Genomic DNA, 26370 nt, shown 5'->3' with positions numbered 1-26370 from the left:
AAACCGTCCGTCAAACAGGCCATCGGGAAGACTGCCGAGCACACCTGGCAGACGATCAGCTACCCGAACACGGTGGAAGACCCGACACCGGTGAGCTCATCTTCAACGCGGGAGTCGCCGAGATACCACCTACACCGCGTTCACCCGCCGCGCGATCAGGCAATCAGGCACTGCCCGGCTGATCCCACGCCGGGCCCTAGCCTCGCGCTTTCGCGAGTGTGAGTGTCCGAGGCTTGATCAAATAAGCGAGGAGCCCCTCTGACCTGGGACGATGGGACTTGTCTAGGGTCCATGTCGTCGTCAGGAAAGCTGCACTCCTCAGGTGAAGAAGAATACCGGGTCGTACCCCCGTGTCCGTGTCGAGGGCAGTGGCGGCGGAGCGGTCTCGCAGGCCGGGGCCGTGCTGTTGGTGGAGACAGTCCGCAAGAGCGGCCTGGATACGGCGATATCGGCGGCGTTGGCGCCGTGGCGCAAAGCGCGGGCGGTGCATGATCCAGGCAAGACCCTGCTCGATGTGGCACTCGCGGTCGCGCTGGGCGGGGACTGTCTGTCCGATGTCGCCGTGCTGCGGGCTGAGCCGACGGTGTTCGGGGCGGTGGCCTCCGACCCGACCGTCTCACGCCTGGTCGAAACGCTCGCCGGCAGCGGGAAGCACGCGCTGACCGCGATCCGCCGGGCCCGCGCCGGCGTCCGGGAACATGTCTGGGCCCTGGCAGGGGAAGCCGCCCCCGACCAGGGCGGACAGGTGATCGTGGACCTGGACGGGGTGCTGGTGATCGCGCACTCGGACAAGCAGGACGCCGCGGCGACCTGGAAGCGGACGTTCGGCCATCATCCGATCATGGGTTTCGTCGACCACGGGGCGGGCGGCGCCGGTGAGCCGGTCGCGGGCCTGCTGCGGCCGGGAAACGCGGGCAGCAACACCGCCGCCGACCACATCACCGCCACCCAACTGGCCCTGGCCCAGCTCCCGAAGAGGTTCCGCCGCGGGCGCCGCACCCTGGTCCGCACCGATTCCGGGGGCGGCACCCATGAGTTCGTCAACTGGCTCGCGGCGCGGGGCCGGTGGCTGTCGTACTCGGTCGGCATGACCATCACCGACGCCGTCCACCAGGCCGTGCTGAAGGTCCCGGCATCGGCCTGGACGCCGGCCGTCGAGCCCGGCGGCGAGGTCCGCGACGGCGCCTGGGTCGCCGAGATCGGCGGGGACTGTCTGAAGGGGTGGCCGAAGGGGATACGGCTGATCGTCCGCAAGGAGCGCCCGCACCCCGGCGCCCAGCTCCGCTTCACCGACGCCGACGGCATGCGCCTGACCTGCTTCGCCACCAACACTCCCGGCGGCGAGGCGATCGCCGGGCTCGAACTGCGCCACCGCCAGCGCGCCCGCTGCGAGGACCGCATCCGGGACGCCCGCTCCACCGGCCTGCGCAACCTCCCGCTCCACGGCTTCGCGCAGAACCAGATCTGGCTGGAGATCATCCAGCTCGCCCTGGACCTGCTGGCCTGGATGCCGATGCTCGCCCTGACCGGCCAGACCCGCCGCTGGGAACCGAAGAAGCTTCGCTTCCGCCTGTTCTCAGCCGCCGCACAACTCGTCACCACCGGTCGCCGCCGCTACCTCCGCCTCGCGGCGCACTGGCCCTGGACCGACGTGATCAGCGCAGCGGCCGACCGGCTCCAAGCCCTGCCGAACCCCGGCTGACCAGCACCTTCGAGTCCCTCCGAGCAGCATCACCCCACCAGAGCAGTGGAACCCGGCGCCCACCCGACGCGACAGCCGGGCCACCAGCATTCCCACGACCAACCCGCAACAGCGAAACGGCCCGACGGAAGAACCGACGGACCGTCATGCAAGACCGAGGCTAATCGCGTCGGCGATTCGGATGAGGGTGTCGACAAGCGCAGCCGAGTGGCCCATCTCGATCCGGTTGTACGTGGCCCGCGTTCCGGTGCGGAGCGCCACCTGTTCCTGCGTCGGGCCAGCGGTGAGGCGGGCGGCGCGGATGTGGTCTCCGATGGCCCGGTGACGGGTGCGGGAGGGCCGCGTCGTTGTGGCGCTGAATTCAGCTGCTGATCTGCGCTGTTGTCGTCATCTCATAGGAGAGATTTAGGAGCTGCCGCCCTGTAGTGGGGAAGTAGCCAGTGTGCAGTCAGAGCGGTGGCGAAGCGTAGGAATGACAAATCCCCAGGTCACATACACCCTGACCTGGGGATTCGCCTTTACCTTGGTGGGCGCGGGCAGTTTCGAACTGCCGACATCTGCTTTGTAAGAGCAGCGCTCTACCCCTGAGCTACGCACCCGTGGATGAGGCAACAGCGTACATGGCTCAGGGCCCCCGCTCACAAACCGGTTCTGTGGCCCCGGTGCCGGCGGTTCTGTAGAAGGGGGCGCGGGGGTGGGAGGGGGGATATCCCCACCCCGGAGACGGTAGCCATCCGGATTCTCGTCGCTGGCTCCGGTGCATACGGTGAAGCCGCACCGGCCGCGAAGGGCGTACCGGCCGTGGCGCCGCATCGAGCGGCATCATCCGACAGCATCACCTGGGGGACCGATCACCGTGGAATTCCGTACACGTGCTCACCGCGCTACCCGTGGCATCAGCGGCACCCGTGGGGGCGGTGTGCCCTTCCGGGTTCGTGGGGCCGGGCGGGGGCGGGCGGTTCTCGTCGGTGGTGGGGCCGTCCTGCTCGCCTTGGCGCTCAGTGGCTGTGGGACCGACGTCGACAGTGCCCCGGTCGAGCGCAAGGCGTTCGGCATCGAGGGCCGGACGCTGACCATCGTGTCCGAGAACTCCAGCATCGAACTCGTATCCGCCGACGTGGAACAGGTCGAGGTGGAGCGGCAGGTCGACGGCTGGGTGATGCTGGGCAGCGGGCCCAACACATCCTGGAAGATGGTGGACGACACCCTGACGCTCAAGGTGACGTGCGACGCCCTGACCAGCAACTGCGACTCCCTGCACCGGGTGAAGGTGCCGCGCGGGGTGAGCGTGAAGGCGGGCTCGGACAACGGGCGGGTCAGCGCCGCCGGGTTCGATACCCCGCTCGACCTCTCCTCCGACAACGGCGGAGTCGTCGTACGGGACTCGCGCGGGCCCCTGAAACTGGTGAGCGACAACGGTTCCGTCGTCGCGGAGAGGATCTCCGGCACGTCCGTGATCGCCCGGTCGGACAGCGGGTCGGTCCAGCTGGGGTTCAGCACCGTGCCGGATCTCGTGGACACCGTCAGCGACAACGGGGGCATCACCATCGACCTGCCGCCGGGGAAACAGGCGTACGCCGTGAACGCCTCGGCCGACAACGGCGACGTCTCCGTGGAGGTGGCCCGCAGCGACAGCAGCCCGCACGTGGTGAAGGCCCGCAGCGACAATGGACAAGTCACCGTGCGAAGCGCGAACTAACCGACCCGTGTGTTCGTCCTTACCTGGTGGGAGAATGTACCGGGCAGGGCGAAACAGCACGGGAGAGGGATGTGACGGCGACACACGCGCGGCCGCAGGCAAGAGCGGGTGGGAGTTCCGCCGTCCAGGGGGTCCGGGACGTGGTGGCGCTGATGCTGCTGCCGGTGCCCCTCCTCGTCGCCGCGCTGCCCGCCTCCTTCGCCGGTGGCGGTACGCGCCGCTGGTTCGGCGGGCGCGGGGAGAGCCAGCGCGCCGACGCTCAGGCGGCGAAGGACGCGGCAGCCGAAGCCTTCTACGAGCTGGACACCGCTCAGCGCGACCTCCGGATCTCGATCGAGACGATCACCGCCGTCGACAGTTCCTCGCGTGGCCGCAAGGCGGCGGACGACTTCGCCGCGCTGGGACGGCGCATCGACGAGGTCAGCCATGCCTACATCACGGCCGTCGACGCGCACGACCTCGACCGGGACGATCTGGAACCGTCCGTCGCCACCCACGCCCGGAGCGAGCTGACCCGGGCCAAGGACGATCTCGTACGGGTCAAGGGCGAGCTGGATCGGTTCGCGCAGGGGCTCGGGCCGCTGCTCGGCAGTGCGGAGACCCAGCTCGCCCGGCTCGTGCCCGCCGTGGAGCGGGCCCGGCATGCGCTGCTCGGTGCGAGCAACGCTCTCGACGCGGTGCGGGCGTCCGGGCTGCGGGCGGACGATCTCGCGGCACGGCTGGCGGCCCTCGCCCCGGAGCTGACCAAGCTCAATCAGGGCGCCGGCCGGCACGGGGTGGCGGAGACCCTCCAGCGGGCCGACACGGTGCTGCGTGACGCCGAGGCGGTACGGGCCGAGGCCGAGCGGCTGCCGGAGCGGGCCGCCGAGATCGACCGGCGGCTGGTGTCGCTGCGCACCCGCGCCCAGGCGCTGACGACGCGCGCGGGCTCGGTCGAGCCGGTGCTCAGCGAATTGCGGCGGCGGTTCTCGGCCGCGTGCTGGCAGGACCTCCAGCCCGTCCCCGAGCAGGCGTCGGTGAACATCCGGCAGGCCGAGGAGAAGCTCGCCGAGGCCGCCAAGGCCCGGGACGAACAGCGCCGGCCCGACGCCATCTCCCTGCTGAGCACGGTCCGGGCCCTGCTGAACGCGACCGATGAGGCGGTGTCCGCCGCCGGTGACCGGTTGCAGCGGCTGGACGCCGTGGCGAAGGACCCGGAGCAGGAGATCCAGCGGACCCGGTTCGCCATCCGGGACGCCCAGCGGCTGGCCATGGCCGGACGCAACACGCCCGATCCGCGCCACGCCCGGCCACTGGACGACGCCGTGGCCCGGCTGGACCGTGCCATCAGCGGCCTTGAGGGACGGCACCCCGACTACTGGCACTTCCTGACCGAGACCGAGGCCGTGCGGCAGACCGCGGCCCGGGTGGTCTCCGAGATCCGTGAGGAGCGCGGGGCCGGAGCCTGAGGGGGAGGCGGAGCCGAAGGCGGAGGCCAGAGGCGGAGACCCGAGGCCCGACGTCGAGCCCGAGCCCGAGGCGGAGACCCGAGGCGGAGGCCGAGCCTCAGGCGGAGGGGGAGGGGAGTCGAAGCGTGGCTGCGCCCGGCCCGGCACCACGCTTGCACCGCGCTGCCCCGCACACGCCGGCGTCCGATTTGTCCCGTGGTCGCGGGTGGCCGATCCTGGAAGTACGCGGCTTCACAGGAGGCCGAAGGAGTCCGACATGGCCATACACGCACGTCATGAACCTCGCGCACCCCTCGTATCCCGCCCCGGGCCGCCGCATTCCGTTCGGCGGCGCACCGGCATCCAGCTCGACGAGCACCTCCCGGTCGACCACCGGCTCAGCCAGGTCTACCGGATCGGAGCCGGGCTGACCGGACTGGTGCTGCTCGCCTTCGGCATCCTCGGGCTGATCGACAAGATCGGCTTCTTCGACACCGGCGGCGACACGGTCGCGGGCCTCAACACCAACGGTGCGCTCAGCGTGCTGTCCATCTGCGTCGGGCTGCTGCTCTTCGCCGGAATGGTCATCGGCGGCAACTTCGCCTCCACCCTCAACATGGTCCTGGGCATCGCCTTCATCCTCAGCGGATTCGTGAATCTCGCGCTCCTGGACACCGGTATGAACTTCCTCGCCTTCCAGATCCAGAACGTGCTGTTCAGCTTTGTGGTCGGCGTGATGCTGATGTTCTTCGGGATGTACGGGAGGGTCAGCGGCGGCTTGCCGCACGACAACCCGTACTGGCGCGCCCGTCACCCGGAACAGGCCGCCCACGAGGCCCGCCGCGGGCGGCCGCCCCTCACCGTGCCGGACGCCCACAGGTAGGCCACCCGGAAACCGGGCCCACGCCTTCGGGCGTAGCCCCGTACCGGCGTTGGCCCTAGCCTGGGGCCATGCCTCGCTATGAATTCCGCTGCCGCACCTGCGGAGACACATTCGAACTCAGCCGCCCGATGGCGGAATCCTCCGACCCCGCCGCCTGCCCCGCCGGGCACGACGACACCGTGAAGCTGCTCTCCACCGTGGCCGTGGGCGGATCGGCCGCGTCCGCACCCGCCCCGTCCGGCGGCGGAGGCGGAGGTGGTGGTTGCTGCGGCGGCGGTTGCTGCGGCTGAGACCCGGGCGACGAACGCCCCGGTACCGGCGGGGGGGGGGCGGGCCGGCGCGCTACTTCTTACGGGAGAGCGTCAGCCCGTCCGCGACCGTCAGCAGCACGCTGTCCATCCGGACATCGGCGCCGACATGGTCGTTGAACTCCTTGATCGCCGCCGCTCCCCCGGTCGCCTCCGGGTCCGTGACCCCGCCGTGGAACAGCACGTTGTCCGTGGCGATGACGCCGCCGGGGCGCATCCGGGGCACCAACTCCTCCCAGTACGGGATGTAGTTGCCCTTGTCCGCGTCCAGGTAGGCGAAGTCGATGTGCGGCTCGGACGGCAGCGCCCGCAGGGTGTCGAGGGCGGGCGCGATGCGCAGGTCGATGCGGTCGGCGACGCCCGCCTCCGCCCATGCCTCCCGGCCGTACGCCGTCCACTCCTCCGAGATGTCGCACGCGATCAGGACCCCGTCCGCCGGAAGCGCCTGCGCCATCGCCAGGGCGCTGAAGCCGGTGAACGTGCCGACCTCCACGACATGCCTGGCGCCCGTCAGCCGGACGAGGAACGCGAGCAGCGGGCCCTGTTCCGCGGCCGACTGCATCCCGGCGTGGTCGGGAAAGCGCGCGTAGGTGGTCTCCACCAGCTCGCGCTGGACCGCGTCCAGCGGCGGGTTGTGCGCCAGCATGTACGCGTACAGCTCGTCCGTGATCTTGGTTTCGTTGCCCTTGGTCATCGCGCGTCGCTCCTTCGTGCGGTCGGTCTCCCGTACGCAGCTTGACCAGCCCGGGGCCGCCACGCCCGGAAGCCCGGCCCTACGCCGTGTCCGCGCCCAGGAACCGGCGCAGGATCTCCTCGCCCGCCGCTACCCCGCTCTCGCCGAGTGCCTCGACGTGGGGGGCGCTCCAGCCGCTGTCCGCGAGTTCTCCGTGGCCGGGGCGCCAGCCGCGGTCGGCGGCCAGCAGCAGGTCGGCGTCGAGGAGCGAGTCACCGGCGGCGAGGGTGAGCGTGGCGCCGCAGCGGCGGGCGACCTCCCGCATCGCGGCGCTCTTGGTGAGGGGCCGGGGCACGGCGTAGATCTTCCGGCCCTGGAGCGAGACGGTCCAGCCGCGGCCGTCCGCCCACTCCGCCAGTTCCTTCACCCAGTCCCCGGGCAGCAGCGCGCGCTCGACGACGAGGTAGGCGAAGAGGTCCTCGGCGACCCGTTCCTTGAGCAGCCACGCCGGGTCGGCGGCGGCGACGAGGTGGGCCCGGACCTCGGCGAGCGAGGCGCATTCGTCGGCGAGCCGGGTCGCCACCTGTGCCTGCCAGTCCGGGTCGGAGACCCCGTCGACCAGGAGGTGCCCGCCGTTGGCGCAGATGGCGTAGCGGGGGGCCGGGCCGGGGAGGTGGATGCGGTGGTACTGCTCGCGGGTACGGGTGGTGGCCGGTACGAAGACCGTCGAACGGGCCACGTCCCGCAGGAGTCCGGCCGCCGTCTCCGTCAGGTACGAGAGCGGCTTGTGGTCGTACACCTCCACGCACAGCAGCCGGGGGGCCTCGGCGTCCGGCACGGTGAGGTGGAGCGCCCCGGAGGAGTAGATGAGGGTGCGGTCGAGGTCGCTGGCGACCATGGTCACCGCGCCATCCCCGGCGGAGGTTCCGGCGCCATCCCCGGTGGAGGTCCCGGTCGACGTCCCGGCGGAGGTCCCGGCGGAGGTCCCGGTCGACGTCCCGGTCGACGTCCCGGTCGACGTCCCGGCGGACGTCCCCGTCGGCTTCTCGGTGGAGGTCACTTTTCCGTCACCGCCTTGCCGTCCGCGCCCGTCGCGCCCCTGGTGAACTGCGGGTGGATCAGACCCACGCAGGTGTACGGAAGTTCATCGACCTCCTCGACCGGGACCCCGCGCTGCGCGGCCAGCAGCCGAATGTGCTCAAGGTCCGCGCCCGCGCTCCGCTGGGCGAGGATCTTCCACGGGACCCGGCGCAGCAGGACGCGCGTGGTCTCGCCGACACCCGGCTTGACCAGGTTGACGTCATGGATGCCGTACTCCTCGCTGATCCGCTCGACGGCGGCCCAGCCCTCCCAGGTGGGTGCCCGGTCGACGGTCAGCAGCTCCTTGACCTCGGCGTCGACGTCGTCCACGACCTCGTCGAAGCGGGCCGCGACCGTGTCCAGAAAGTGGCCGGACACATCCGCGCCGGCCAGCTCCCGGTAGAACTTCGCCCCGTGGAAGTCCTCGGGGCCGACCAGGTCGGCGCGCAGGACGGTACGGGAGATCAGGCCGGAGACCGTGGAGTTGAGGCACGCGGACGGAATGAGGAAGTCCTCGCGCGTACCGTATGTACGCACGCAGCCGCCCGGGTCGGCCAGGACCGCGATCTCGGGGTTGAAGCCCTCGAACTCGGCCAGTGCCACGGCCAGTTCGCGCGTGATCGCGCCCTTTCCGGTCCAGCCGTCGACGAACACGACGTCGGCCGGGTCGTGGTGGGCGGCCAGCCAGCGCAGGGCGTTGGCGTCGATGCCCCGCCCGCGCACGATGGAGACGGCGTAGTGCGGCAGGTCGAGGCCGTGCCGGTGCTGGGCCCAGCGGCGCATCAGTACGCCGACGGGGGTGCCGGCACGGGCCAGGGAGACCAGCACCGGGCGCGGGCCGCGCTCGGCGAGGACGGTTTCGGTGACGGTCCCGACGGCTCGGGCGATGCGTGCGGCCGAGGTGTCCAGGGCCGCCTGGAACAGGGCCTGGTACTCGGCGCTGGGCTGGTACTCCACGGGCAGCGACTCGGCGTAGTGCGCGCCACCGCTCTGTATCGCCTCCTCGCGCTCCTCGGTGGGTGCTTCCAGCTCCGTGTCCGAGAGATCCTGGAGCAGCCAGCCGACATCGGTGGCCGCGTAGGAGGAGAAGTCGGGGCCGCGGAGGGGCTCGGGCAGCATGCGGGGTTCCTGCCGGTCGGAGGCATACGAGGAGGCGTGTGAGGGGGCGGGCTCGGCGGCGGGGGCGGACGCGGGTTCGGCGGCCGGGGCGGGTGCCGGGGTGTACGAGGGGACGACCGCGAGCAGGACCCTGCCGGTGTGCGCTCCGAGCCGGGCCAGCAGGCCGTCCGGGGCGTGCAGCTCGGGGGTGTCGGCGGTGGAGTCGACGACGGCCACGACCGCGTCGAAACCGGCGCCCGCCACGTTGTAGGCGTACCGGTCGCCGGGGCCGTCGGCCGGGTTGTCGTGGGCCGGGAAGACCAGTCGGCTGCGTATCGCGTAGCCGGGGTCGTCGACGGCCAGGACAGGTGAGCGCGTCGTGGTCGAGTACCGCACGTCGGCGTCGGTGAGGGCCTCCAGCGCGGTGCCGAGGCGCAGCGGCGCGTACATCAGTTCCTCGAAGCCGAGGACCAGTACGCGGCGGGCGTCGCCCAGCGCGTCGGCGATCCGGGCGGCCATGCCCGGCAGTGCCGGTTCCAGGAGCGCCCGGTGGGCGGGGGTGAAGCCGTGCCGGCCGCCGTCGGGGACGCCGGCGGGCCAGCCCAGTGGTATCCGGGTGCAGGTGGCCGCCGGTTCCACCGGCGCGCGGCCGGAAGCCGGGGCCGTCTGTCCGGACTGCGGTGCCGCCTGCCCGGACTCCGGTGCCATCTGTCCGGACTCCGGTGCCGCCTGCCCCGACTCCCGCGCCTCCTGCTCCGCCTCCTGCGCGGCGACCAGTGCCTGGCCCCGCTCCAGTACGCCGTCCGGCAGGCTGACCGTCCCCGCGCCGCGCGCCACCAGGTCGACGCGGGCACCGGTCTCGGCGGCGAACTCGGCCAGCCGGCCGCGGTCCCGCTCCGAGCGCATGTCCACCAGGGCCACCACGACGTACCGCTCGCGGGGGTACAGCTCATGGAGCATGCGCATCGTGTTGAGCACGGTGTTGCCGGTGGAGAACTCGTCGTCGACCAGGACCAGCGGCGCGGGGGCGCCGTCGGTGCCGGGGCCCGCCAGCAGCGCCCCGTCCTCCGGAAGCAGGAGGTGCGACGTGGCGTGGGAGTGGGACTCCTCGAAGCCGCCCGCCCTGGCGACGCCCTCCACCGGGCGTCGCGTCGAGTGCAGGTACGGGGCCGTCCCGAGCCCGTCCGCGACGGCGTGGCCGAGGCCGGTGGCCGTTTCGGCGTAGCCGAGGACGACCGCGCGGGCGGCCTCGGTGTCACCCAGGAGCGCCCGTACCCGCTCGCCCAGCTCGAACCCGGCGCCGTACACCACCGAAGGCCGCTGCGGCACATGCTTGCCGAGCACGTTCGACACGAGCAGATGCGCCCGCTTGGGATTGCGGCGCAGGGCGAGGCCCAGCATTTCCCGGAGCTCCCCGTCGCCGGTCAGCTCGACCCCCAGTCGCTCGGCAACCCAGCTGCCCGACCACACCACGTCCACAGTCTCTTCTCTCGTCGCGCGCTCGCTCATCGGCGCGCGCTCAGTTCGCCAGGCCGGCGGCCAGCAGTTCCACGAAGCCGACGTCTTCCCTCGCCACACCGAAGACCTCGGCCCGCAGGAGCGTGCGCTCGGCCCAGGCCCGGTGCGGCTTCACTTCGTTCATCTTGTTCGTGTACGCGGAACGCAGTACACCGCCGCCGTCACGTTCCGGCCGCAGGATGTCCTGGGCGTCGCTGAACTCCTCGTGACTGACCACCGACAGTGCGTGCACGGGAGCCACGTGCGACGGGTGGATGCAGGTCTTGCCGAGCAGCCCGTTGGCCCGGTCGAGCCCGATCTCCCGCAGCAGGCCGTCCAGGTCGTGCTCGATGAGTGCGGTACGCAGTTCCTCCGCCCGGCCCTCCAGGAAGGGGCTGCGGCGCAGCTGCGGTTTGAACATGCGTTCCTGGAGGCGGAAGTACTCCCACACCGGTCCGGTGATCGTGAAGCCCGTCCCGTCCGCCCTGCCCAGGACGTTGACGACATCGCCGATGACGGCACCGACGATCTGGACGTCGTACGCCGTCATGTCGGGCGCCCGGCGCAGACCGTAGGCCGAGCAGAAGTCGGTGACGCCGAGCCGCAGCGCGAGGACACGGTCGCGGTACTTGTCCACGGAGCGGGCGATTCCGTGAAGGGTTTCGCTCCGGGTCTCCAGATGGAGGAGCTCCGGCGATTCGAGAACCGGCATGGCGAAGAGTCTTTGCCCGCAGGCCGCTTCCGCGTCGGCGAGTGCTTCCAGGAAGAGCGTGCCCCGCTCCTCCGTGAATTTCGGTAGTACGAATCCGGACAACATCCGGACCGCCGGGCCGAGCCGGTCGACCAGGTCGTTGATCTGGCCGGGCTCGCGGACCCGGATGAAGAGCAGCGGGACCTGGTCGGGCCGCGTGGCGAGCTCCGTGAACTGTCTGACCAGGTTCGCCTCGGCCTCGACCACCTCGGTGTCGTTGATCGAGTCCTCCAGGCAGAGCACCATGGAGACGACTCCGAGCCCCGCCTGTTTGATCACGTCTTCGGCGAGGTTCGGCCGGGTGGCCGGAGAGTAGAGGGTGGCTCCCAGGGCGACCGACAGCAGCCTGGCGGACGAGCTCGCGTGGAATTCGCACGGCTCCTGGAAGAACAGGCCCTCCCGAGCAGCGGGCGAGATATGCCCGAAATGACGCATGAGTTTCCCCCGAACTGCCTGACCGGCTGGACAAACGTATGGCCGGTAATAGTACGTACGGGCGGGTGTCAACAGTTCCCCATGTGCATGAATTTCCGGTTACCCGCCCATTGCCCACTCCCTCCGCGCGGTATGGTCACGCCTCCCCCGGGCGCCGCCGGACCTGTCCGTTGCGCCCCCCGCGTTGTCCGCACGGGCGGCCAGCAGGCAGGATGACGGGCATGACGCACGCGATGCTGAAGGGCTCGAACGTCCCCCTCGACGCCATGGCCGTACGGGCCGTGCTGCGCTGGACCCCGGGGGCCGACGTTCCGGATGTGGATGCCTCCGCCCTGTTGCTGGGCACCTCCGGCCGTGTGCGCTCCGATGAGGACTTCGTCTTCTACAACCAGCCCCGCCACCCCTCCGGTCTGGTGCGACGGCTGCCGAAGCGCAGCGTCGCCGAAGGGCTGACCGACACGATCGAGGCGGATCTGGCCGCGCTCGATCCCTCGGTGGACCAGGTGGTCATCGCCGCGTCCTCCGACGGCGCGCCCTTCCAGCAGGTCCGGGACCTGCGGATACTGCTGTTCGACGCCGCGCTCGCGGACGGTGAGCCGATGGCCGTCTTCGATATCCGGGCGGAGACCGGTGAGGAGACCGCGATCATCTGCGGCGAGCTCTACCGGCGCGGGGAGGGCTGGAAGTTCCGGGCGGTCGGACAGGGCTATCCGACGGGTCTGATCGGGCTCGCCACCGCCTTCGGGATCTCGGTCGACGAGTCGGAGGCGGAGGCTCAGGCGGAAGCGCGGGCGGCGGCGCAGGCGCAGGAGGAAGCCGCACAGGGGCCGCTCCCGGCCCACCCGCTCGCCGCGGACTCGCAGGCCACGGTCCAGCATCAGCAGCCCGCGTACGGCTATCCGCAGCCCGCGACGGCGCCCCCCGGCTACGGCTACCCGCAGCCGACGTCGGCGCCGCCCGCGTACGGCTACCCGCAACCCGTCTCCGCGCCGCCCACGTACGGCTATCCGCAGCCCGCGGCGGCCGCCGCCTTCGCGCCGGACCCGCACTTCGTGCTGCCCCCGCAGGGCCCGCAGTTCGTCCGTTCCTGAGCCGCCGGGCCCCGGGGGCCGGTCCGGCCGGTGGGCGGCCGGCTCTCAGGCCCGGGTCTTGTAGCCGCGCCCCCACTGCATCCCGAAGCCGTACATCCGGTCCAGCTCCGACTGGAAGCCGTAGACGAATTTCACCTCGCGCCGCACGATGAGCTCGTCCTTGATGTTCTCCACGGTGAACACAGCGCAGGAGCGGGCCTGCGGGGCGCGCTCGTCCAGCTCGATCTCGATGCGCGGGCCGTTGCCCGGGTAGAGCGTCACCTTGGCGTGCGTACGGTCGAACGCCGGCGTCTGGTCGTAGATGTAGCAGAAGAACAGCAGCCGCTTGATCTGGTCGCGCTGGTCGAGATTGACGTAGACCGTCTCCCCCGACGGTGCGCCGAAGCGGTCGTCGCCACTGAGCCGGATGTACGGCGGGCCGTTCAGATCGCCTATCAGGTTGCCCAGCGGCTGCACGACTCCCTTGGTGCCGTCCTGGAGTTCGTACATGCAGCCGAGGTCCAGGTCGACGTTGACCATGCCCTGGGTGTGCGCCTGGACCACCTCGGGCTTGAAGAGCTTGAACGGGCGCAGCAGCGAGCCGCTCCCGCGCGACCCGCCCGAGATGTCCGAGCTCCGCATCTGCCAGGACAGATTGACCCGGAGATTGCCGGAGAGCGCGCCCTGTTTGTTCAGCGAGACCGTGGCGTTCCGTTTGGAGAGCACGATCGAACTCGTCGCGGAATCGCCCGCCTCGAACTGTGCCGCTCGCCCCGGCCACAGGCCGTCGAAGAAGCCCATCCCAACCCCCACCTGTTTCGTGACCGGTATCCCGACCCCACCCGCATGTACCGCGCTGTCCCGCGCATCGGCGCGGGACACATCACTGCGGGGCGGCCACCGGGCCGGGTCCGGGTCCTACCGGAGAGCCGTCGCCGTGTGGGCCGCCCCGCAGAGAGCGTTCCTCAATACCTACCGGGTCACACCCCGGAGGAGACTTCCGCCTTGGATCCCGAGGTGTCGCCCCCGTCGCCGCCGGCCGCGGCGATCCCCTTGTTGCGGCGCACCGAGGACCAGAACGACCAGCCGATCAGCACGACGCCGACGAGGCCGGTGATGAGCTCGTTGATCTCGTACTGGATGGTGACGAGCAGGATGACGGCCAGCGCGCCGATGGCGTAGTGGGCGCCGTGCTCCAGGTAGACGTAGTCGTCCAGCGTGCCCTGGCGGACCAGGTAGACGGTGAGCGAACGGACGTACATGGCACCGATACCGAGGCCGAGGGCCATCAGCACGATCTCGTTGGTGACGGCGAAGGCGCCGATGACACCGTCGAAGGAGAAGGACGCGTCCAGGACCTCAAGATAGAGGAACATGAAGAACGCGGCCTTGCCCGCGAGGGCGACCGCCGAGACCGGCTTACCCGCCTTCTTGGCCTCTTCCTCGGCCTCGTGCTCGCGCTCCTCCTCCTCTTCGAGCTTGTTCTCGAAGAAGCTGGAGAGCCCGCCGACCACGAGGTACGTGATCAGACCCGCGATACCGGAGAGCATGACGGTCGACGCCTTGTCCGCGTGCCCGCCACCGTGCTGGTGGGCCTGGGTCGCGAACGTCATGGCCGCGATCAGCAGCAGGATCAGCGCGACGCAGACCGACAGCATGTCGACCTTGCCGAGCTTGGCGAGCGGACGCTCGATCCAGCGCAGCCACTGGATGTCGCGGTCCTCGAAGATGAAGTCGAGGAAGATCATGATCAGGAACATGCCACCGAAGGCGGCGATCGACGGATGCGCGTCCGTGACCAGTTCCTTGTACCTGTCAGGGTCGTTGAAGGAAAGATCGATCGCCTCGATCGGACCGAGTTGCGCACTGATGGCCACGATCACGACGGGGAAGACCAGCCGCATACCGAAGACCGCGATGAGCACACCCACCGTGAGGAAGATCTTCTGCCAGAAGGCATTCATCTTCTTCAGGATTCCGGCGTTGATCACCGCGTTGTCGAAGGACAGCGAGATCTCCAGGACCGACAGGATCGCCACCACTCCGAATGCCTGCCACCCCCCGTAGAACGCCGCTGCGACCAGGCCGAGCGCGGTGACCGCGAACGACCAGCCGAAGGTTTTCAGAACCACTGGCTACCCCATCGTGTTATGTAAGGGTCTCCCCCGGTGAGTACGGGGCTCCCCCGCGCCGTGCGCGGCTTTACGAAACGTTGACCCCGAAGTCTAGAGCGATACCTCGCAGCCCCGACGCGTACCCCTGCCCCACTGCACGGAATTTCCACTCGCCGTTGTACCGGTAGAGCTCGCCGAAGATCATCGCGGTCTCCGTCGAGGCGTCCTCGCTGAGGTCGTAGCGCGCCAGTTCCTGGCCGTCCGCCTGATTCACCACGCGGATGAAGGCATTGCTGACCTGGCCGAACGTCTGCCCGCGATGGTCCGCTTCATGGATCGAGACGGGGAAAAGAATCTTGTCGCAGTGGTCAGGCACCTGGTCGAGGTGCACGATGACCGACTCGTCGTCGCCGTCACCCTCACCCGTGAGGTTGTCACCGGTGTGCTCCACGGAGCCGTCCGGGCTGGTGAGGTTGTTGTAGAACACGAACCACTCGTCACCGAGCACCCGCCCCGACTGGCACAGCAGGGCGCTGGCGTCGAGATCGAAGTCGGCTCCGGTGGTGGATCGTGCGTCCCAGCCGAGCCCGATCAGCACCTGGGTGAGGTTGGGAGCGGCCTTGGAGAGGGAGACATTGCCTCCCTTGGCGAGCGTGACGCCCATGTGTGTCCTCCCCGAGTCGTTGGACGATGTCGCCGGACGCTCGGACGCCCGGACACGAGCGCGTGAGCGCCCTGGTGAGCGCGTCCGGCGCCGCACGGTGTGCGGCGCCGGACGGGGACGTGCGGGTGCGGCTCAGCGCCTCGGCGGAGCCGTCACCGGGTGCCGGTCAGACGTTGACGCCGAAGTCCTGCGCGATACCGCGCAGCCCCGAGGCGTACCCCTGACCGATGGCGCGGAACTTCCACTCCGCGCCGTTGCGGTAGAGCTCGCCGAAGACCATGGCGGTCTCCGTCGAGGCGTCCTCGCTCAGGTCGTAGCGCGCCAGCTCGGTGTTGTCCGCCTGGTTGACCACGCGGATGTACGCGTTGCGTACCTGGCCGAAGCTCTGCTGGCGGCTCTCGGCCTCGTAGATCGAGACCGGGAAGACGATCTTCTCCACATCGGCGGGAACGCCCGCCAGGTTCACCTTGACGACCTCGTCGTCACCCTCGCCCTCACCGGTGGTGTTGTCACCGGTGTGCTCGACGGAACCGTCGGGGCTCTTGAGGTTGTTGAAGAAAACGAAATTCCCGTCGTTTCCGACCTTGCCCTCGGCGTTCGTCAGCAGCGCGCTGGCGTCGAGGTCGAAATCACCACCGGTGGTGGTACGGGCATCCCAGCCCAGACCGACGATGACCGCGGTCAGGTTGGGCGCGGCCTTGGTCAGCGAGACGTTGCCGCCCTTGCTGAGGCTGACTCCCACGAGTCCTCCCATAGGTTTTCAGGGGCCGGCAGACACCAGCGTCCCCGTAGTGCGTTGGCATCGGATCAACGAATGGATCCTAGTGACCGGTTCCCGGCCAAAACAGGCTTTTGGCCGGGCGGTGCGAATCCGGGATCAGATCGCCGCGAGCGCCGCGATGTAGTCCTTCAGGTCGCGCGCGTCGGGCAGACCGTTGACGACGGTCCAGCGGACGACGCCCTCCTTGTCGATGATGAAGGTGCCGCGCACCGCGCAGCCCTTGTCCTCGTCGAAGACGCCGTACGCCCGCGAGGTCGCGCCGTGCGGCCAGAAGTCGGAGACCAACGGGTACTCCAGGCCCTCCTGCTCGGCGAAGACCCGCAGGGTGTGGATGGAGTCGTTGGAGACGGCGAGCAGCTGGGTGTCGTCGTTCTCGAACTGCGGCAGCTCGTCACGGAGCGCGCACAGCTCGCCCGTGCAGACGCCGGTGAAGGCGAACGGGTAGAACAGCAGCACCACGTTCTTCTCGCCCCGGTAGTCCGAGAGCCTCACGGTGCGGCCGTGGTTGTCCTTGAGCTCGAAATCCGGGGCCTGGGTGCCGACCTCGATCGCCATGGAAACGCGTCCCTTCGCTACTTCACCGCTTCACCCGGACTGGGCCGTCCGGGTGGTCACCACCCTACGCATGGGCGGTACGCCGACACATACGAAGGCCCCCGGCGGCGTACTGCCGTCGGGGGCCCCGGGTGGTGAGAGAGAGGGTTCAGCGCTTGGCCTTGGCCCCCTTGGGGGTGACGAGACGGCTGCCCGTCCAGTCCTTGCCCGCGCTGATGCTCTTGGTCTGGGCGAGACCGGCCGTCTGGGCAGCCTCATTGATGTCACTCGGTTCGACGTATCCGTCACGGCCGGTCTTCGGCGTCATCAGCCAGACCGTACCGCCGTCCTCGAGCAGACCGATGGCATCCACCAGCGCGTCCGTAAGGTCGCCGTCCTCGTCACGGAACCAGAGCAGGACGACGTCGGCGACGTCCTCGTAGTCCTCGTCGACGAGATCCTGGCCGGTAGTGGCCTCAATGCCCTCACGGAGCTCCAGCTCGACGTCGTCGTCGTAGCCGATCTCCTGGACCACCTGTCCGGGTTCGAACCCCAGGCGTGCTGCCGGGTTGGTCCGTTCCTCCGCGTGGTCCGCGGTCGCGCTCACGGGATGCCTCCTGATCATGTTTCGGAAAATGCTTCAGCCACGCGCGTGCGCGGGGCATTGGCCGTAGTCCACACGGGCTCGGCGAATCGCGCAAGTACCCAGCGTGCGAGACCGCCTAAACGGTGACGTTCCCTGCCACGTCGCCGCTACGTCCGGCGGGTCTCCCGCAGGGCCTTCGATGCCGCCCAGTCCGTATACGTCCTTCCTCAGCTTATGCCGTTTCGATCCGCCAATAGGAGTCGAACAGCCTTTGGGAACGCTTGGACGGCTTGGGCGTATGGTTGCGGTTTGGCCCGACCCATCCGTGTGCTGCCCCTACTCGTGCCCCGGACGTGAGATTTCACCACCTGACGGTTACCCCGCGGTAGAGATGACGTTTACGCCCTCGCGGTACACGATGGAGGCGGCGCACAGCAGCCGTCCCGGGGGTCCGTTCCCCGTAACCAGGCCCCGTAGAGCAGCACCGAACAGCGAAGGAACAGCGTGGCTTCCGGATCCGATCGCAACCCGATCATCATTGGCGGCCTTCCGAGCCAGGTCCCGGACTTCGATCCCGAGGAAACCCAGGAATGGCTCGACTCTCTCGACGCCGCCGTCGACGAGCGAGGCCGTGAGCGGGCCCGCTATCTGATGCTCCGCCTCATCGAGCGCGCGCGCGAGAAGCGTGTCGCCGTGCCGGAGATGCGCAGTACGGATTACGTGAACACGATCGCCACGAAGGACGAGCCGTTCTTCCCCGGCGACGAGGAGATCGAGCGCAAGGTCCTGAACGCGACCCGCTGGAACGCGGCCGTGATGGTGTCGCGCGCCCAGCGTCCCGGGATCGGGGTCGGCGGTCACATCGCCACCTTCGCCTCCTCCGCCTCGCTGTACGACGTGGGCTTCAACCACTTCTTCCGCGGCAAGGACGGGGGTGACGGCGGCGACCAGATCTTCTTCCAGGGGCACGCGTCCCCCGGTATCTACGCCCGCGCGTTCCTGCTCGACCGGCTGAGCGAGACGCAGCTCGACGCCTTCCGCCAGGAGAAGTCGAAGGCGCCGAACGGTCTGTCCAGCTACCCGCACCCGCGGCTGATGCCGGACTTCTGGGAGTTCCCGACCGTCTCCATGGGCCTGGGCCCGCTCGGTGCGATCTACCAGGCGCGGATGAACCGCTACATGGAGGCGCGCGGCATCGCCGACACCTCCGATTCGCACGTCTGGGCCTATCTGGGTGACGGCGAGATGGACGAGCCCGAGTCGCTCGGCCAGCTCTCCATCGCCGCCCGTGAGGGCCTGGACAACCTGACCTTCGTCGTGAACTGCAACCTTCAGCGGCTCGACGGTCCGGTGCGCGGCAACGGCAAGATCATCCAGGAGCTGGAGTCGCAGTTCCGCGGGGCCGGCTGGAACGTCATCAAGCTCGTCTGGGACCGCTCCTGGGACCCGCTGCTCGCACAGGACCGCACGGGCATCCTGGTCAACAAGCTCAACACCACGCCGGACGGGCAGTTCCAGACGTACGCCACCGAGACCGGCGCGTACATCCGTGACCACTTCTTCGGTGACGACCCGCGGCTGCGCGACATGGTCAAGGACATGTCGGACCAGCAGATCCTGCACCTGGGGCGCGGCGGCCACGACCACCGGAAGGTCTACGCGGCGTACGCGGCGGCCAAGGCCCACAAGGGCCAGCCGACCGTGATCCTCGCGCAGACGGTCAAGGGCTGGACGCTGGGGCCGAACTTCGAGGGCCGCAACGCGACCCACCAGATGAAGAAGCTCACGGTCGAGGACCTCAAGCGCTTCCGTGACCGGCTGCACATCCCGATCACGGACAAGCAGCTGGACGAGGGCTACCCGCCGTACTACCACCCGGGCCGCGACTCGGAAGAGATCCAGTACATGCACGACCGCCGCAAGGGTCTGGGCGGTTATGTCCCGACCCGTGTCGTGCGGGCGAAGCCGCTGGTCCTGCCCGAGGACAAGACGTACGCACCCGCGAAGAAGGGTTCGGGTCAGCAGTCGATCGCCACGACCATGGCGTTTGTCCGCATCCTGAAGGAACTCATGCGGGACAAGGAGATCGGCAAGCGTTTCGTGCTGATCGCGCCCGACGAGTACCGCACCTTCGGCATGGACGCGTTCTTCCCGAGTGCGAAGATCTACAACCCGCTCGGTCAGCAGTACGAGGCGGTGGACCGCGATCTGCTGCTCGCGTACAAGGAGTCGCCGACCGGGCAGATGCTGCACGACGGCATCTCCGAGGCGGGCTGTACGGCGTCGCTGATCGCCGCGGGTTCGGCTTACGCCACGCACGGCGAGCCGCTGATCCCGGTGTACGTCTTCTACTCGATGTTCGGTTTCCAGCGCACCGGTGACCAGTTCTGGCAGATGGCCGACCAGCTCGCGCGCGGCTTCGTGCTGGGCGCCACGGCCGGCCGTACGACGCTGACCGGTGAGGGTCTCCAGCACGCGGACGGCCACTCGCAGCTGCTCGCCTCGACGAACCCGGGCTGTGTCGCGTACGACCCGGCCTTCGGGTACGAGATCGCGCACATCGTCCAGGACGGTCTGCGGCGGATGTACGGCGGGACGCCCGAGGAGAACGAGGACGTCTTCTACTACCTGACCGTGTACAACGAGCCGATCCAGCACCCGGCCGAGCCCGAGAACGTGGATGTCGACGGCATCCTCAAGGGCGTGTACCGCTACCGGAGCGGTGAGAAGGGCCGGATCCCGGCCCAGATCATGGCGTCCGGTGTGGCGGTCCCGTGGGCGGTCGAGGCGCAGCGGATCCTCGCCGACGAGTGGAACGTCCGGGCGGACGTCTGGTCGGCGACCTCCTGGAACGAGCTGCGCCGCGAGGCCGTGGACGTGGAGCGGTACAACCTGCTGCACCCGGAGGAGGAGCAGCGCGTCCCGTACGTGACGCGGAAGCTCTCCGGCTCCGAGGGGCCGTTCGTGGCGGTGTCGGACTGGATGCGTTCGGTGCCGGACCAGATCGCGCGCTGGGTGCCCGGCGCGTACCAGTCGCTGGGTGCGGACGGTTTCGGCTTCGCCGACACCCGTGGGGCGGCGCGCAGGTTCTTCCACATCGACGCGCAGTCGATCGTTCTCGCGGTGCTCACCGAGCTGGCGAAGGACGGGAAGGTGGACCGTTCGGCGCTGAAGACGGCGGTCGACCGCTACGAGCTCCTGGATGTGGCCTCGGCCGATCCGGGTGCGGCGGGCGGCGACGCGTAAGCACCGGGGCCGGGGAGGGCGGCGGGGCCGGTGGCCCCGCCGCCCTTCGGCGTGTCCGGCCGCCCTCGCGTCAGTTCTCCCAGATCTTGAAGGCCCTGACCTGGTACGGGGAGCGGGGCACCCAGGTGCCGCCGCCGGGGTACGTCTCGAACTCGCCCGTCTCCGCGCACTCCGCCGACTGGTAGGTCGTGACGGGGCGCCCGGTGCGGTTGGCGAGCGCCTGGGCTTCGCTGCCCGGGGGCAGCGGGACGCAGCTCTCGATGTCGACGGCGGACAGTTCATGGGTCTGCCGGGCGCCGGTGAAGTCGGGCTTCTTCCAGAGGCAGAGCTGACCCGCCCCGCAGGTGCCGAGCCGGACTCCGGCGGCCTTCGGTGCGGTGCCGGCCCCGGGTGCCGCTCCGGCTCCGGCCGGGATCATGGCGGCGGCCTGTGGGACGAGTGCGGTGACGGCCAGGGCCGCGGCGGCGAAAACGGTCGTACGCATGATGGATCAACCCCCGTTGTCGTGCGGATCTTCTGATCGCACCCTGACCCGCGGAGCGAGGTCCGGGGAAGGGGGCCGGGGCCGGATCACCCTGATAGGCGACAGCCCCGCCGGAGGGTCCGGCGGGGCTGTCGTTCGCGCTGTGTTGACGCTCGCGCGCCGTCGGGGGCGCGGGGTCAGATGTGGCCGACTCCGGCGCCCGCCTCGGCGTTCGCACCGCGCTTGGTGAGCATGGCGACCAGCGCCGCGACCACCGCGACGATGCCCGAGACCATGAACGCGGTGCTCATGCCCGACACGAACGTGTCATGGGCGACGCCCGCGATCTTCGCCGCGATCTCCGGCGGGGTGCCCGGCGCGACCGGCGGCATGCCGACCTCGACGGCCGAGGACGCCTGCTCCAGCTTCTCGCCGGAGACCGGCGGAAGCTCCGCCGCCGCCCAGTTGTCGGCGAGCTTGGCGTCGACCTGGGAGGCCATGACGGCGCCCAGCACCGCCGTACCGAGGCTGCCGCCGACCTGCATGCCGGCCTGCTGGAGACCGCCCGCGACACCGGAGAGCTCCATCGGGGCGTTGCCCACGATGACCTCGGTGGCGCCGACCATGACCGGCGCGAGGCCGAGGCCGAGCAGGGCGAACCAGATCGACATGGTCAGCGTGCCGGTGCCGATGGTCAGCTGGGACATCCCGAAGCAGGCGATCGCGGTGCAGACCATGCCGCCGACGAGCGGGACGCGCGGGCCGAACTTGGTGATCAGAGCACCCGCGACGGGGGACGCGACGATCATCATCGCGGTCAGCGGCAGCAGGTGCAGCCCGCTGTCGACCGGGCTCATGCCGTGCACGTTCTGGAGGTAGAAGGTGACGAAGAACAGCCCGCCCATGAAGGAGAAGGCCATCAGCACCATGAGGACCACACCCGCGGACAGCGGGAGGGACTTGAACATCGCCAGCGGGATCAGCGGCTCGCGCACGTTCTTCTGGGAGAGCGCGAAGACGAAGAACAGGACCACGGCGGCGCCGAGGAAGCCGAGCGTCTTGTAGTCGCCCCAGCCCCATTCCGCGCCCTTGATCAGGGCCCAGATCAGACAGAACATCGCCTGGGACAGCAGGACGATGCCGCCGATGTCGAACGAGCGCGGGGCGTTCTCGGCCCGGTGGTCCCTGAGGATCACGATGCCGAGGATGACGGCGATCACACCGACCGGCACGTTGATGAAGAAGACGGACTGCCAGCTGACGTGCTCCACGAGCACGCCGCCGAGGATCGGACCGCCCGCGGTCGAGGCGCCGATCACCATGCCCCAGATGCCGATCGCCATGTTCAGCTTCTCGGCCGGGAAGGTGGCGCGCAGCAGGCCGAGCGCGGCCGGCATCAGCAGGGCGCCGAAGAGACCCTGGAGCACCCGGAACACGATCACCAGGGCCACGCTGTCGGAGAGGCCGATGGCCCCGGATGCCGCGGCGAAGCCCACGACACCTATGAGGAAGGTCTGGCGGTGGCCGAACCGGTCACCGAGTTTGCCCGCGGTGATCAGGGAGACCGCGAGGGCGAGCATGTATCCGTTGGTGATCCACTGGACGTCGGCGAGCGAGGCGCCGAGGTCCTTCTGGATGGCGGGGTTGGCGATCGCGACGATCGTGCCGTCGAGCGCGACCATCATCACGCCGATGGCCACGGCGAAGAGCGTCAGCCAGGGATGGCCGCGCAGCCCCTTGGCCGGTGCGGGAACGAGCGTGTCTTCCGGCTCCCGCGAAGCCTTCTCGACGGTGGTCTGACTAGTCATACGGGGAGACTAGTGACAGTCACTGACAGTTGACAAACCATTTCACAAGACAGTAACTGTCACGTAGCTCACAGGTAAGCTGAGCTGGACAAAGCGGCGAAAAGAGGACCGGTAAGTGACCGACGGGCAGCACGGCGAGCACCCGGCAGGGCTGCGCGAACGCAAGAAACAGCGCACCCGCGACGCCCTGCTGCACGCCGCCTTCGATCTTTTCATCACCCAGGGATACGAGCGGACCACCGTCGACGAGATCGTCGACGCGGTCGAGGTCTCCCAGCGCACCTTCTTCCGCTACTTCGCGAGCAAGGAGGACACCGCCTTCGCCATCCAGGAGATGGTGGAGTCCCGCTTCCTGTCGGAGCTGCGTCAACGCCCGGCCGCGGAGGCCCCTTTCGAGGCAATGCGCCGTGCCGTGCTGTGCGCCTGGAACAGTATCGGCGAGTGCATGGAGGAAGAAGTCGTCACGGTCGACCTCCATGTGCGGATCTACCAGCTGATCGAGTCGACCCCGTCCCTGCTCGCCGCCCATATGCGGCGGGGCATCGACCTGGAGGAGCAGATCGCCCACCTGATCGCGGACCGGGAAGGGCTCGACCTGGCGACCGACCCGCGGCCGCGGGTCGCCGTGGCGGCGTTCTGCGGGGTGATGCGGGTGGCCGGACAGCTGTGGGGCCAGGGCCGGGACCCGAGCCTGAATTCCCTGCGCTCACTGACCGAGGTGTACCTGGACCAGCTCGGCCCCGCCCTCGCGGACGACTGGCGCCGGGAAGCACCCGTCGACCCGCCGGACGCCATCCCGTCCTGAGCGACACCATCGCGCCCCGGGGCGTCATCGCACCCTGAGGGACACCAACGCATCCCGAGGCGTCATCCCGTCCTGAGGCGCATCTTCCCGTCCCGAGGCGCCATCCCGCCCTGAGCGCACCCCCCTCCTGAACCGCAGCCCCGTCCGCCCGCCCGCGCGCGCCCGGCCCAGCCCTCTGTGCCGCAGCTCTCAGCCTCCGCCGTGGCCGACCTCACACCCACTCACACGCCGGTGCGCGCATCGGACATCAGCACGGGCCGACGGCCCCCGGAGCGCACCGGAGCGTACGCGAGTTGCCTACGGAGCGTCAGGAATCCGACGTCGATTCCCCGTGGCCCAGTGATGTGCGTCACCCTCGTAACGGCGGTCGTCGCACGTCTCCTAATGTGTGGGGCAGTGACTTCCTTCGACTCCTCCCCCACGTTGACCGCATGGCGCGCGCTGCTCGCCGTCGCGGTCGTGTTCGTGATGCTGGCGACCACGGGCTGGACCGCCGTCCGCCAGCAACGCTCCGACGAGCCGCGCGAGATCGCCCTCTCCTCGTGGGCGCGGGACCGCATAGCGGGTCACGCGCTGCCGGACGTCACCGCGCCGCCCTACCGGCTGGCCCACTTCTTCGCCACACTGACCACCGGACAACAGGTGGCGCTCGCGGACGAGTACCCCCTGGTCGTGGGAAATCTGAACGGCGCCCCGGTCACCCTGCGCTACCACGCCAACCGGCTGGCCCTGAAACAGGCACAGTCCGTGGAGTCCGCCCGGGCCCACGACAGCACGCTCTCCCCGGACGGCCGGGGCGAGGCGGTGCACCGGCTGGAGCGCTTCCGGTCGATGCTCGCGAAGGACCGGCAGATCCTGGCCTTCGATCCGTCCGGGAAGGGCCGTGCCGCCGAGGTCTTCGGCGATCTCGACCGGGCCTCCCGGGTCTCCGTCGTGGTGCCGGGCGTCGACACCAATCTGCTGACGCTGGAGCGGTCCGCCGGACGCACGTACTCGGCGCCGGTCGGCATGGCGCGGTCGCTGTACGGGGCCGAGCGCGCCGCCCGCCCCGGCACCCCTACCGCCGTCATCGCCTGGGCCGACTACACCGCCCCCGCGGGCATCGGCATGGACGCCGCCCTCGGCCGGCTCGCGGCGGTCGGGGCGGTCCGGCTGAACGCCATGGTGAGCGCGCTGCCGGGCACCTCGGCCGTCTCGCTCTTCTGCCACAGCTACGGCTCCGTGCTGTGCGGGGTCGCCGCCCACGAAGTGCCCGCCAGGGTGTCCGACATCGCGGTCGCGGGCAGCCCCGGCATGCGGGCCGACAGCGCCGAGCAGCTGGACACCGACGCCAGGGTGTGGGCGATGCGGGACCGCGACGACTGGATCCAGGACGTCCCGTACCTGGCGGTCGGCGGGATCGGTCACGGGGCCGACCCGGTCGACCCGGACTTCGGGGCGCGGATCGTGTCGGCGGGCGACGCGATCGGCCACAGCGGCTATTTCGAGCCGGGCACCGAAAGCCTCAGCAACTTCGCCGCGATCGGCGTGGGCGCGTACGGTTCGGTCAGCTGTGCGGGGGCCGACAGCGCCTGCCGCAGCGGTATTTCCGGCGAGCGGGACACCTGACGCGCGTAGAGCGCGGTGGCTGTCCGATGAATTGCGACTTACGCCGAGGGGGGACGTACGGGCCTGTGCCACATACGATGAGGCACATGGGTGATGTGCTGGCCGGAATTCATGCCACCTGGGAGTTCGACACCGACTCCGTGCTCATCCGCTTCGAACGGGGTATCCGCACGCCGAAGCTCTTCCAGAGCCTGCGTGAACGCCGCATCCCGTATGCGGCGTTGGCGTCGGTGACGCTTACCCCCGGCAAGCGGGGCACGGTAGTTCTTCACGCGGTGCCGAGACCGGGTGCCGATCCCCTGGTCGAGGCTGCCGCGGGACAGCTGAAGGACGGGTGCGACCCGTACCGCCTGGTGCTTCCGGCGGAGCGGGAGGTGCTCGCCGAGTACTACGCGGACGAGCTGCGCGCCCTGCTGGGACCCGACGACGGCATACCCGCCGACCGGTTCCTGGTCACCGTTCCCGAGGCGCCGATGCACTTCAAGGCGTACGACGGCAGGGCCAGCTTCGACGGGGAGCGGATCTCCTTCCGGTGGTCGTGGACCGGTGCCTCCAGCGCCAAGTGGAAGGCGGGCGACCAGACGTTCCCGGTGGCCGAACTGTGTGGGGTCGAATGGCGTTCGCCCGAGGCGCTCGAAGGCTATCTGCGCCTCGTGCCCCGTACGGCGGTGGCGGTGACCGGCGGCGCGGGCGGCCGTCCCGGCGACCCGCACGGACCGGCCGGTCCCGTCGCCCCGGCGTCCTCGGCGCCCGGGTCCGCCCGCCCCGACGCCGGACACCCGGCACGGGCGGACCAGGACCCGGCGGCGGTGCTCTTCGGCCTCGGCTACGGGCCGGTGCACGAGTCGCTGCCCTTCGCCGCCGCCGTACTCGAATCCGTGCGCAGGACCCATCCCGCGCCGGTCGGCCCCGCCCCGGCCCTGGTGGGCGCCGGGCGGCGCGATCCGGCGGACATCGCCGAGCGGATACGGCACCTCGGGGAGCTGCATCAGGCCGGTCTGGTGACGGACCACGAGTACAGCGCGAAGAAGGCGCAACTGCTGGCGGAGCTGTAGGGAGCGCGGGGGCGCGGTCCCACTCGCACCACCCGCACCCCGTCCCCGTACCGGCGCACCCATCCCGTCACCCGCGCCCGCAC

General features: G+C 69.9%; 23 protein-coding genes and 1 tRNA gene. 10 read left to right on the top strand and 14 right to left on the bottom strand.

Annotation, left to right across the window (positions count from 1 at the left end):
- The first annotated feature begins 322 nt into the window (after positions 1 to 322).
- Positions 323 to 1702, top strand: coding sequence for an IS1380 family transposase (locus A6A29_RS29925; protein WP_073724741.1), 1380 nt, complete (start codon positions 323 to 325; stop codon positions 1700 to 1702).
- A gap of 144 nt (positions 1703 to 1846) precedes the next feature.
- Here A6A29_RS29925 and A6A29_RS29920 read toward each other — a convergent pair whose 3' ends face one another.
- Positions 1847 to 2005 (bottom strand): helix-turn-helix domain-containing protein, encoded by a 159-nt coding sequence (locus tag A6A29_RS29920; RefSeq protein ID WP_274535848.1) that lies wholly within the window; start codon positions 2003 to 2005, stop codon positions 1847 to 1849.
- A 221-nt stretch (positions 2006 to 2226) separates the two neighbouring features.
- Positions 2227 to 2301 (bottom strand) — tRNA-Val (locus A6A29_RS29915).
- A 320-nt stretch (positions 2302 to 2621) separates the two neighbouring features.
- On the opposite strand from A6A29_RS29915, the gene A6A29_RS29910 reads away from it, so the two are divergent.
- From A6A29_RS29910 to A6A29_RS29895, 4 genes are all read left to right on the top strand, one after another.
- Positions 2622 to 3401: a DUF4097 family beta strand repeat-containing protein gene (locus tag A6A29_RS29910; protein WP_073724737.1), complete on the top strand. Its 780-nt coding sequence runs from the start codon at positions 2622 to 2624 to the stop codon at positions 3399 to 3401.
- A 71-nt stretch (positions 3402 to 3472) separates the two neighbouring features.
- Positions 3473 to 4849 carry a hypothetical protein gene (locus A6A29_RS29905; RefSeq protein ID WP_073724735.1) on the top strand — a complete coding sequence of 459 codons (1377 nt, stop codon included), beginning with the start codon at positions 3473 to 3475 and terminating at the stop codon, positions 4847 to 4849.
- Between the two features lie 256 nt (positions 4850 to 5105).
- Complete coding sequence (locus tag A6A29_RS29900) at positions 5106 to 5711, top strand: DUF4383 domain-containing protein (protein ID WP_073724733.1); 606 nt, start codon at positions 5106 to 5108, stop codon at positions 5709 to 5711.
- A 68-nt stretch (positions 5712 to 5779) separates the two neighbouring features.
- Complete coding sequence (locus A6A29_RS29895; RefSeq protein ID WP_073724731.1) at positions 5780 to 6001, top strand: FmdB family zinc ribbon protein; 222 nt, start codon at positions 5780 to 5782, stop codon at positions 5999 to 6001.
- Positions 6002 to 6053: 52 nt separating this feature from the next.
- Here the strand turns inward: A6A29_RS29895 and A6A29_RS29890 are convergent, their stop codons facing one another.
- From A6A29_RS29890 to A6A29_RS29875, 4 genes are all read right to left on the bottom strand, one after another.
- Complete coding sequence (locus tag A6A29_RS29890; RefSeq protein ID WP_073724729.1) at positions 6054 to 6713, bottom strand: O-methyltransferase; 660 nt, start codon at positions 6711 to 6713, stop codon at positions 6054 to 6056.
- Positions 6714 to 6792: 79 nt separating this feature from the next.
- Positions 6793 to 7590 (bottom strand): HAD family hydrolase, encoded by a 798-nt coding sequence (locus A6A29_RS29885; protein WP_073725445.1) that lies wholly within the window; start codon positions 7588 to 7590, stop codon positions 6793 to 6795.
- A gap of 158 nt (positions 7591 to 7748) precedes the next feature.
- Positions 7749 to 10379, bottom strand: coding sequence for a phosphoribosyltransferase (locus A6A29_RS29880; protein WP_073724727.1), 2631 nt, complete (start codon positions 10377 to 10379; stop codon positions 7749 to 7751).
- Between the two features lie 10 nt (positions 10380 to 10389).
- The gene (locus tag A6A29_RS29875) at positions 10390 to 11553 is read right to left on the bottom strand and encodes an HpcH/HpaI aldolase/citrate lyase family protein (RefSeq protein WP_073724725.1); all 1164 of its coding nucleotides are present in this window, start codon (positions 11551 to 11553) and stop codon (positions 10390 to 10392) included.
- A 212-nt stretch (positions 11554 to 11765) separates the two neighbouring features.
- Between A6A29_RS29875 and A6A29_RS29870 the strand changes: the two genes are divergently transcribed.
- Positions 11766 to 12644, top strand: a complete 879-nt coding sequence (locus A6A29_RS29870) for a TerD family protein (protein ID WP_073724723.1) — start codon at positions 11766 to 11768, stop codon at positions 12642 to 12644.
- 45 nt (positions 12645 to 12689) lie between these two features.
- Here A6A29_RS29870 and A6A29_RS29865 read toward each other — a convergent pair whose 3' ends face one another.
- The 6 genes from A6A29_RS29865 to A6A29_RS29840 form a co-directional block, all read right to left on the bottom strand.
- Positions 12690 to 13424, bottom strand: coding sequence for a TerD family protein (locus A6A29_RS29865; protein WP_073724721.1), 735 nt, complete (start codon positions 13422 to 13424; stop codon positions 12690 to 12692).
- Between the two features lie 179 nt (positions 13425 to 13603).
- The gene (locus tag A6A29_RS29860; RefSeq protein ID WP_073724719.1) at positions 13604 to 14755 is read right to left on the bottom strand and encodes a DUF475 domain-containing protein; all 1152 of its coding nucleotides are present in this window, start codon (positions 14753 to 14755) and stop codon (positions 13604 to 13606) included.
- Between the two features lie 70 nt (positions 14756 to 14825).
- Complete coding sequence (locus A6A29_RS29855; RefSeq protein WP_073724717.1) at positions 14826 to 15401, bottom strand: TerD family protein; 576 nt, start codon at positions 15399 to 15401, stop codon at positions 14826 to 14828.
- A 166-nt stretch (positions 15402 to 15567) separates the two neighbouring features.
- Positions 15568 to 16143 (bottom strand): TerD family protein, encoded by a 576-nt coding sequence (locus tag A6A29_RS29850; RefSeq protein ID WP_073725443.1) that lies wholly within the window; start codon positions 16141 to 16143, stop codon positions 15568 to 15570.
- Positions 16144 to 16278: 135 nt separating this feature from the next.
- Positions 16279 to 16737 (bottom strand): peroxiredoxin, encoded by a 459-nt coding sequence (locus tag A6A29_RS29845; RefSeq protein WP_073724715.1) that lies wholly within the window; start codon positions 16735 to 16737, stop codon positions 16279 to 16281.
- 148 nt (positions 16738 to 16885) lie between these two features.
- Positions 16886 to 17323: a DUF3052 domain-containing protein gene (locus A6A29_RS29840; RefSeq protein WP_073724713.1), complete on the bottom strand. Its 438-nt coding sequence runs from the start codon at positions 17321 to 17323 to the stop codon at positions 16886 to 16888.
- A 483-nt stretch (positions 17324 to 17806) separates the two neighbouring features.
- Between A6A29_RS29840 and aceE the strand changes: the two genes are divergently transcribed.
- Positions 17807 to 20548, top strand: coding sequence for a pyruvate dehydrogenase (acetyl-transferring), homodimeric type (aceE, locus tag A6A29_RS29835; RefSeq protein WP_073724711.1), 2742 nt, complete (start codon positions 17807 to 17809; stop codon positions 20546 to 20548).
- Positions 20549 to 20618: 70 nt separating this feature from the next.
- On the opposite strand, the gene A6A29_RS29830 is transcribed toward aceE, so the two are convergent.
- A complete protein-coding gene (locus A6A29_RS29830) occupies positions 20619 to 21032 on the bottom strand; it encodes a peptidase inhibitor family I36 protein (RefSeq protein ID WP_073724692.1) in 414 nt (137 codons plus the stop codon).
- 176 nt (positions 21033 to 21208) lie between these two features.
- Entirely contained in the window at positions 21209 to 22696 is a 1488-nt protein-coding gene (locus A6A29_RS29825) for an MFS transporter (protein ID WP_385732805.1), read from the bottom strand.
- Between the two features lie 238 nt (positions 22697 to 22934).
- Between A6A29_RS29825 and A6A29_RS29820 the strand changes: the two genes are divergently transcribed.
- The 3 genes from A6A29_RS29820 to A6A29_RS29810 all read left to right on the top strand — a co-directional run bounded on the left by A6A29_RS29820 (position 22935) and on the right by A6A29_RS29810 (position 26287).
- On the top strand, positions 22935 to 23624 hold the full coding sequence (locus A6A29_RS29820) for a TetR family transcriptional regulator (protein ID WP_073724688.1): 690 nt from the start codon (positions 22935 to 22937) through the stop codon (positions 23622 to 23624).
- Between the two features lie 396 nt (positions 23625 to 24020).
- The gene (locus tag A6A29_RS29815) at positions 24021 to 25232 is read left to right on the top strand and encodes an alpha/beta hydrolase (protein ID WP_073724686.1); all 1212 of its coding nucleotides are present in this window, start codon (positions 24021 to 24023) and stop codon (positions 25230 to 25232) included.
- A gap of 86 nt (positions 25233 to 25318) precedes the next feature.
- The gene (locus tag A6A29_RS29810) at positions 25319 to 26287 is read left to right on the top strand and encodes a DUF4429 domain-containing protein (RefSeq protein ID WP_073724684.1); all 969 of its coding nucleotides are present in this window, start codon (positions 25319 to 25321) and stop codon (positions 26285 to 26287) included.
- Positions 26288 to 26370 lie beyond the last annotated feature (83 nt).

The organism is Streptomyces sp. TSRI0281, from assembly GCF_001905125.1.
In the GTDB taxonomy this organism is placed as follows: domain Bacteria; phylum Actinomycetota; class Actinomycetes; order Streptomycetales; family Streptomycetaceae; genus Streptomyces.
Note: the sequence above shows the minus strand (reverse complement) of the source record. Positions and strands in the feature narration are given on the sequence as shown.

Bases quoted from the DNA above. Each gene is read 5' to 3' on its own strand.
- A6A29_RS29825 (WP_385732805.1), bottom strand. From the start codon at position 22,696: ATGATGGTCGCGCTCGACGGCACGATCGTCGCGATCGCCAACCCCGCC.
- A6A29_RS29810 (WP_073724684.1), top strand. From the start codon at position 25,319: ATGGGTGATGTGCTGGCCGGAATTCATGCCACCTGGGAGTTCGACACC.
- A6A29_RS29865 (WP_073724721.1), bottom strand. From the start codon at position 13,424: ATGGGCTTCTTCGACGGCCTGTGGCCGGGGCGAGCGGCACAGTTCGAG.
- A6A29_RS29845 (WP_073724715.1), bottom strand. From the start codon at position 16,737: ATGGCGATCGAGGTCGGCACCCAGGCCCCGGATTTCGAGCTCAAGGAC.
- A6A29_RS29855 (WP_073724717.1), bottom strand. From the start codon at position 15,401: ATGGGCGTCACGCTCGCCAAGGGAGGCAATGTCTCCCTCTCCAAGGCC.
- A6A29_RS29890 (WP_073724729.1), bottom strand. From the start codon at position 6,713: ATGACCAAGGGCAACGAAACCAAGATCACGGACGAGCTGTACGCGTAC.
- A6A29_RS29875 (WP_073724725.1), bottom strand. From the start codon at position 11,553: ATGCGTCATTTCGGGCATATCTCGCCCGCTGCTCGGGAGGGCCTGTTC.
- A6A29_RS29900 (WP_073724733.1), top strand. From the start codon at position 5,106: ATGGCCATACACGCACGTCATGAACCTCGCGCACCCCTCGTATCCCGC.
- A6A29_RS29885 (WP_073725445.1), bottom strand. From the start codon at position 7,590: ATGGTCGCCAGCGACCTCGACCGCACCCTCATCTACTCCTCCGGGGCG.
- A6A29_RS29830 (WP_073724692.1), bottom strand. From the start codon at position 21,032: ATGCGTACGACCGTTTTCGCCGCCGCGGCCCTGGCCGTCACCGCACTC.
- A6A29_RS29895 (WP_073724731.1), top strand. From the start codon at position 5,780: ATGCCTCGCTATGAATTCCGCTGCCGCACCTGCGGAGACACATTCGAA.
- A6A29_RS29880 (WP_073724727.1), bottom strand. From the start codon at position 10,379: ATGAGCGAGCGCGCGACGAGAGAAGAGACTGTGGACGTGGTGTGGTCG.
- A6A29_RS29870 (WP_073724723.1), top strand. From the start codon at position 11,766: ATGACGGGCATGACGCACGCGATGCTGAAGGGCTCGAACGTCCCCCTC.